The following is a 6,373-nucleotide window of genomic DNA, read 5'->3' on the forward strand; positions in this document are numbered from 1 at the left end:
CCGCGGATCCCGCGTTCGGAGACCCCCTCGGCCGCAACACAGCCGCAGCCGCCCACCACCCACCCGGTGGCCGGTCCGCCAGCCGCCACCCCGTCGGCACCGGCCCCCGCGCCGCGTCCGACCACCCCGCAGCAGCCCGGCAACCGCCAGCGGTACGCGGACGAGACGATGGAGCTGCCGATCTTCCGGGAGCTCGAGTCGGCCTGGTTCCGCACCCGCCGGCCGGGGCCCGAGGAGGCCGCCGCGACCCCGACCGGGCCAGCGAACGGCACCGCCACCCAGCAGTTCGCCAGGGTGGACCCCGCCGGTCGACCCGTGCCGCAGCCACCATCCGCAACGACAGGTAACACACCGATGGCACACACTCCGACGGCCGGCGGAGCGCCGAGGGACAACGGCTCGACGAACGGGAACGCCCGTCCCGCGTACCCCGGAGGGTTGCCCCCGCGGCAGCCGGCCGCGTCGCCGTCCTCGCCGTGGCAGACCGCGGCCGACGACGGCTGGCGTGCCGCCTCGGCCGCCACCGAGGTTCCGGTTGCCGAGACCACGCGCAAGGGCCTGCCGAAGCGGACGCCGATGGCGCAGCTCGTGCCCGGCAGCATCGAGAAGCCCTCGACGTCGGTCCAGCGGCGGACGCCGGAAGCCGTCCGGGGTCTGCTCTCGGCCTACCATCGAGGTGTACAGCGCGGGCGTAACACCGACAGCAACACGACCGGCCCGGAGGGCACTCCGGGCGGGCAGCAGTCCTCGCAGTCTGGCTCAGGCCCGGTGGCCGGGAGCGGGCAGAAGGAGCAACAAGGATGACTACTACGCAGGATCTCGGATGGCTGCTCGCCAACTTCGCCGACCGGGTGCCCGGTGTGGCGCACGCGGTCGCGGTCTCGGCCGACGGCCTGCTTCTCGCCTCGTCCCGTGACCTCCCGCGGGACCGGGCCGACCAGCTCGCGGCCATCGCGTCCGGTCTGGTCAGCCTGACCCAGGGCGCGGCGCGCTGCTTCGAGGGCGGGGCGGTGCTCCAGACAGTCGTCGAGATGGACAACGGTTTCCTGTTCCTGATGTCCATCTCCGACGGCTCGTCGTTCGCGGTGCTCGCGGCGCGTAGCTGCGACGTGGGTCAGGTCGGGTACGAGATGGCCCTGCTCGTCGACCGGGTGGGTGACGCCCTGACGCCACAGCCGCGTACGGCTGTGGGGATGATGGGCTGAATGACGCGCTGGCCGGTGGGTCAGGAGCGGGAACGACGACGGATGCCACCGGGGNCGACCGGAGCGTTGGTCCGGCCGTACGCCGTGACCCGTGGTCGTACCCGTCCCCGGCTCGACATCGCCCTGGAGGCGCTCGTCGAGACGACGGTGCGCGGCCGGGCGGTTGCCACTGGCAACAGTGGCCAGGGTCGTGAACACCAGTACATCGCCGCGTTGTGTGACGGACGCGTGCAGTCGCTTGCCGAGATCGCGGCACGGATGCAGCTTCCGCTCGGCGTGGCCCGGGTGCTCATCGCCGACATGGCGACGGATGGCCTGGTCGCAGTCCACGAGCCGACCATCCTGGAAGACTCCGACGACGCGGTGGGCACTGAATTGCTGGAGAGGGTGCTGAGTGGACTTCGCAGGCTCTGACATGTCGCACCGGCCGCCGGTCCCGAGCGGGCGCGTGACGTCGGCGAAGATCGTTATCGCCGGTGGGTTCGGCGTCGGTAAGACGACGTTGGTCGGTTCGGTCTCGGAGATCACGCCGCTGACCACCGAGGCGATCATGACCTCCGCCGGCGTCGGCGTCGACGACACCCGGCAGGTGCCGGGCAAGACGACGACCACGGTGGCGATGGACTTCGGTCGTATTTCGATCGACCGCGATCTGATTTTGTACCTCTTCGGTACCCCGGGTCAGACGCGGTTCTGGTTCATGTGGGACGAACTGGTCCGGGGAGCGATCGGCGCGGTGGTGCTGGTCGACACCCGGCGGCTCGCCGACTGCTTCGCCGCGATCGACTTCTTCGAGCACCGGCGGCTGCCGTACCTGGTGGCCATCAACTGCTTCGACGGCATGCAGTACCACGACCCGCAGGACGTCCGGGACGCGTTGGCGATCTCCCGCGACGTGCCGGTGGTGGCGTGCGACGCCCGTAACCGGGAGTCGACGAAGCATGTGCTGATCTCGCTGGTCGAGTACGTGCTCACCATGCGGCGTTCGCGGGCCGTCGCGCCCGCCTGACCGACGCGCGGAAGCGCCCGATGGCCGACGGCCACCGGGCGCTTCCTGCTGTCCGCCGACATGGTCGTGCCACTGATCGAAGCGGTGGTCGAAGTCCCGCCCGGCGCTGCTCGGTGAGGACCAACGCGTATTCCGACCGGAGCAACGCGGGCGAGTCCGCGTTGCCCCGGCCGGAGCTGGCGTCGATCAGCCAGGTGTCGTGGGTGGCGGGTGAAACCCCGCGTGACGCGGCCGGTCAGGAGCGGTAGCCGGCGGAGCGGTATTCGTACTCCCGCTCGTCGTCGCGGTCGCCGGTGTCCCGGCTGAAGTCCCAGCCGCCGGCCGCCTCCCGGCCGGGTCGACCGCCGACGGCGAAGCCGCCGATCTCCTGTCCGCGACGCCACCCCCGGAAGTAGCCGGTGGTGTTCTCGGCGAGGCTGGCCGCGTTCCGGACGATCCGCAGCGGCCGTTCCTCGCGCAGCGGCGAGCCGGGCACCAGGTTGGCCTGCGGGACGCGCTTCGGCAGGCCGGCCTTGGTCTCCGCGCCGACCGCAGGCCGGGCCGCCTGTTCGGCGGCCTGCCAACCGGTGTCCGCGGTGCTCGACCATTCCAGGCCGGCCTCGTCGCCGTGCCCGACGAACCATGCCGACTTGGCCTGCGCGAAGATCAGCAGGTCACCGTCGCCCTCGTCGGAGACCGGCGGGGGCCGGTGCTCCTTCGGTGCGGGACGCCGCTCCAGCGGCGCGGGCAGCTCGACCCTCGGGGCCGGGCGGTCCGTCGTGCCCCGGTCGACCAGGCGCAACGGCGGCGCGTCCAGGCCCGGTTCGGTCGGGCGGTCCAGCTCGGTGCGCAGCGCCCGGTCGGCCAGCGGCGGCGGCTCGACCAGCCGCAGCATCGGCGGCTCCTGCGGCAGGTCGTCGGCGAGCCNCGGCCCGGGTCGCTCGGCGCGTCCACACCGCGACCGTACGGGTAGGCGGGCGCCTCCCGCTCCCGGTCGGCCTGGTCGTCGCCGTTGTTGACCAGCGGCCAGTTGGCGCGGGAACCCGGCGGAGCGGGCTCCGGGGCCGTCGGGCGGGGGGCGGGCACCGGGACGCTCAGGTCGGTGGCGCTGAATCCGCCGGTCGGCGGCTCCGGAGTGGTCTTGGGGCGCGGCGGAATGATGGTGCGCTGCCGTTCGGCCCGGGCCTTGTTGATCGCCGCGGTGGTGAGCGTCGGGCGGAACGGCTCGCCGGCCTCGGCCGGCGGCACGGCGCCGCGCGGTGACGGGGCGATCGGGGTGATTCCCGGTGGCGGCGGGGGCGGGGCGGAGACCGGCCGGTTGGTCGGACCGTCCACCCGTGACGGCAGGGGCGCGCCGGTCGGCTCGGGGCGGGACCCGGGCGCTTGCCGTCCCAGCGCCGCTGCAGGGGCGACGGGGGTGACCGGAGCCGGGGCGACCGGCGGCGGCGTGACCGGCGCGGGTGCGACCGGCGGCGGGCCGAGCGGTCGGGGCGCCGCCGGGGCACCCGGGCCGGAGATCGGTTCGGGGCGGCTGCGCCGGCCTCCGGGGACCGGCTCGGGGCGGCTGCGCCGACCCACCGGCTCGGCGAGGTCGGGGCTCGGCTCGGCGTGGCCGCGTCGGGCGGCCGGGTCGGCGGCCGGCGGGGTCTGAGCGGGGTGCACCGGACGGAGGCCGGTGGGTGCGGTCGGGGTCAGCGCGTCGACCTGCTCGCCGCGGCGGGCGGCCGCCCGGCGGCCGGTCGCCGGCGCCGGGGCGGTCCGCTCGGCCAGCGCGCCGACCAGCGCGTCGCAGCCGGCGTCGCAGGCCCGGACCGAGGCCACGGCCTGCCGCACGGTCTCGGCGACGGCGGCGGTGAGCGCCCGGTTGACGGTGGCCCGCCGGGGCGTCTCGGAGACGGCGACCCGCAACGCGGTCACCGCCTCGGTCACCGCGTCGGCGTCCGCCAGGCCCTCGGCGGCCAACTGTGCGGCCACCGCGTCGGCGGCCACGCCGGCGTCGCGACCGCGCGAGCTGGTGCCGGTCACCATGCCCGGCTCGGGCAACGCGTCGAGCACCGCCAGGGCGACCGGCTCGGCGGGGTCGGGGTACGCGCGCAGCGCGGCCGGGTAGAGCTCGCGGAGCACCTCGCGCAGCGTCACGGCGGCCGAGTGTCGCCCGCTGGCCAGTGCCGCGTGCGCGGACAGGACCTGCTTGTAGCCGGCCAGGTCGCGTGGCGCCGGGAGGGTCACCGCGGAGAGCGCACCGGCTTGCAGCGCCCGGGCCAGGCCGACCGCCCGGCGCTCGGCCGGCGAGGCCTGCATCTCCTCCAGCGAGTCGTCGTCGGCGAAACGCTCGGCGAAGTCGTCGACCGAGTCGTCGTCCGCGATCGCCAGCGGTCGGCCGGCGGCGCTCAGCAGCGAGGTGACGATGTGGTCGTCGCTGTCCGCGGCGATGGCCGCGCCGCTCGGCCCGCCGGAGCGCTCCACCAGCAGTGCGACCAGCCGGGCGTAGCCGGCGGGCTCGTCACCGATCTCGGAGACGTGCAGCAGACGGCCTGCGTCGTCGACCACAGCGGACGTCAGCGTCGTTCCGGCCGAAGCCGTTCGGTCGGCCGGATCTGCCGAGGCCAGACCGCAGTACACGCGCACGAGCGCCACGGCGTCGTCCTCCCTCCCGGGACACAGGTCTAGTTTCTGCCAGAGACTGATGCTCCCCGCTCCGCGTCAGTCGCGCCAGTCCACAACAGCAGAGATCTTGCCGACAATGGTGCGCCAACCCAAACTTGCGGTTTGTGCCCCGATTTTCTTCAGCCGGCGGCGACCCAGGAAACCACCGACCCCACCGTTGACGGAGGCGCGCAGCGCCTCGTCCAGATCGTCCAGGCTGGAGCCGGCGGAGAGCATGTCGAGCACGGCTGGTAGCCGCAGGGCGTACGCCAGGTCACGGGCGACTTCGCCGGCTTCGATCAGCAGCGTCGGGTCCCACGCGTCGTGCCCGCCGCGCAGGTTCTCCACCACCAGGTCGAGCTCGTAGGTGTCCTCGTCCAGCGGGGCGACGTCGGCCGGTTCCAGCCGTTCGGACAGTTCGTTCCAGCTGTCCAGTTGGGACAGATCGTTGGGCGCACCGGAACGGATGAAAGTGACCAACGACTCCGGGGTCTTGAAGAGCAGCAGCCGGCCCTTGTGGGTGAGGAAGACCGGCACCTCCTCGTCGCCCGCCGCGTCGTCGTCCTCGTCGGCCTCGTCCTCGTTCTCGTCGGTGTCCGCGTCGGCGGCGGCGTCGGACTTCTCGCGGCGTGCCGTGGCGCGCTCGCCGTCCTTCTCCGCGTCCTCGTCGTCCTCCTCGGCGGAGAGGGCGGCGAACTCCTCGTCGAGGATCACCACCTCCTCGTCGTCCTCGGTCTCGACGACCTGACGGCGGGCCAGGAAGGGATCGTCCTGGTCGCGCTCGGCGACGTCGGTCGGGGTCAGTTCGCGCGCCGACCGGTACGCCCGCAGGGTGAAGCCGGTGCCGGCGGGCAGGGCGATCTCCACCGGGTCGATCCGCACCTCGTCCCAGAGCGCGCGGTCCGCCGCCGGGCGGTCGGTCTCGACGTCGTCTGCTGCGGCCGGCGCGTCGATGTCGTCGAGCTCGGGCTCGTCGGCGTCGGGCCGTTGGGGCGACTGGCGGGCCACGCTGACCTCCGTGTGCGTTCGGGTGCCCACCCGGCGGCGTCGCGCCGCCGAGTGACTCTGGGCACATACCCTAATGGGCGACGCCTCCCCACCGGGAGCCGCACCCCGATGGCGTCCCGGAAGTCGCATCCGTAGCCTTGCTACACATGAAGGCGCAGGCGCTGCACGGACACCTGGACGCGCTGCTGCTGGCCGTGCTGGAGCAGGGCGCCCGGCACGGCTACGCGATCATCGAGGCACTGCGGGCCCGCAGCGGCGGCACGCTCGACCTGCCCACCGGCACCATCTACCCGGCGCTGCGCCGGCTGGAGCGGGCCGGCCTGGTGGCGAGCACCTGGAGCACCGTCAACGGCCGGGAGCGGCGCACCTACCGGCTCACCGAGGCCGGCGGTCGGGCGCTCGCCGGGGAGCGGGCGGGCTGGCGCGAGTTCAGCGCCACCATCGGCCGCTTCCTCGGCGCGGACGAGCCCCCCACCGTGCCGGCCTGATCGGGGCGGGTCAGGCCGCCGGTCGCGGGCCGCGGGCG

6 protein-coding genes and 1 pseudogene are annotated in these 6,373 nt (G+C 74.1%); 5 read left to right on the top strand and 2 right to left on the bottom strand.

The features are described 5' to 3' along the window. Positions 1 to 168 precede the first annotated feature (168 nt). From B1205_RS31730 to B1205_RS17410, 4 genes are all read left to right on the top strand, one after another. A complete protein-coding gene (locus B1205_RS31730; RefSeq protein ID WP_441338513.1) occupies positions 169 to 804 on the top strand; it encodes a hypothetical protein in 636 nt (211 codons plus the stop codon). Next, positions 801 to 1,205 (top strand): roadblock/LC7 domain-containing protein, encoded by a 405-nt coding sequence (locus tag B1205_RS17400; RefSeq protein ID WP_013283992.1) that lies wholly within the window; start codon positions 801 to 803, stop codon positions 1,203 to 1,205. The genes B1205_RS31730 and B1205_RS17400 overlap by 4 nt, the downstream gene beginning before the upstream one ends. A 42-nt stretch (positions 1,206 to 1,247) precedes the next feature. Next, positions 1,248 to 1,619, top strand: a complete 372-nt coding sequence (locus B1205_RS17405) for a DUF742 domain-containing protein (protein WP_089156575.1) — start codon at positions 1,248 to 1,250, stop codon at positions 1,617 to 1,619. Between the two features lies 1 nt (position 1,620). Next, a complete protein-coding gene (locus B1205_RS17410) occupies positions 1,621 to 2,214 on the top strand; it encodes a GTP-binding protein (RefSeq protein WP_089156576.1) in 594 nt (197 codons plus the stop codon). A gap of 235 nt (positions 2,215 to 2,449) precedes the next feature. Here B1205_RS17410 and B1205_RS17415 read toward each other — a convergent pair. Next, positions 2,450 to 4,830: pseudogene (locus B1205_RS17415) on the bottom strand (transposase). Between the two features lie 66 nt (positions 4,831 to 4,896). After that, complete coding sequence (locus B1205_RS17420) at positions 4,897 to 5,877, bottom strand: DNA primase (protein WP_089156577.1); 981 nt, start codon at positions 5,875 to 5,877, stop codon at positions 4,897 to 4,899. Positions 5,878 to 5,993: 116 nt separating this feature from the next. On the opposite strand from B1205_RS17420, the gene B1205_RS17425 reads away from it, so the two are divergent. Then, entirely contained in the window at positions 5,994 to 6,335 is a 342-nt protein-coding gene (locus tag B1205_RS17425) for a PadR family transcriptional regulator (protein WP_089156578.1), read from the top strand. Positions 6,336 to 6,373: the final 38 nt, after the last annotated feature.

Origin of the sequence: Micromonospora sp. NBS 11-29 (assembly GCF_002140155.1) — a bacterium.
In the GTDB taxonomy this organism is placed as follows: Bacteria; Actinomycetota; Actinomycetes; order Mycobacteriales; family Micromonosporaceae; genus Micromonospora.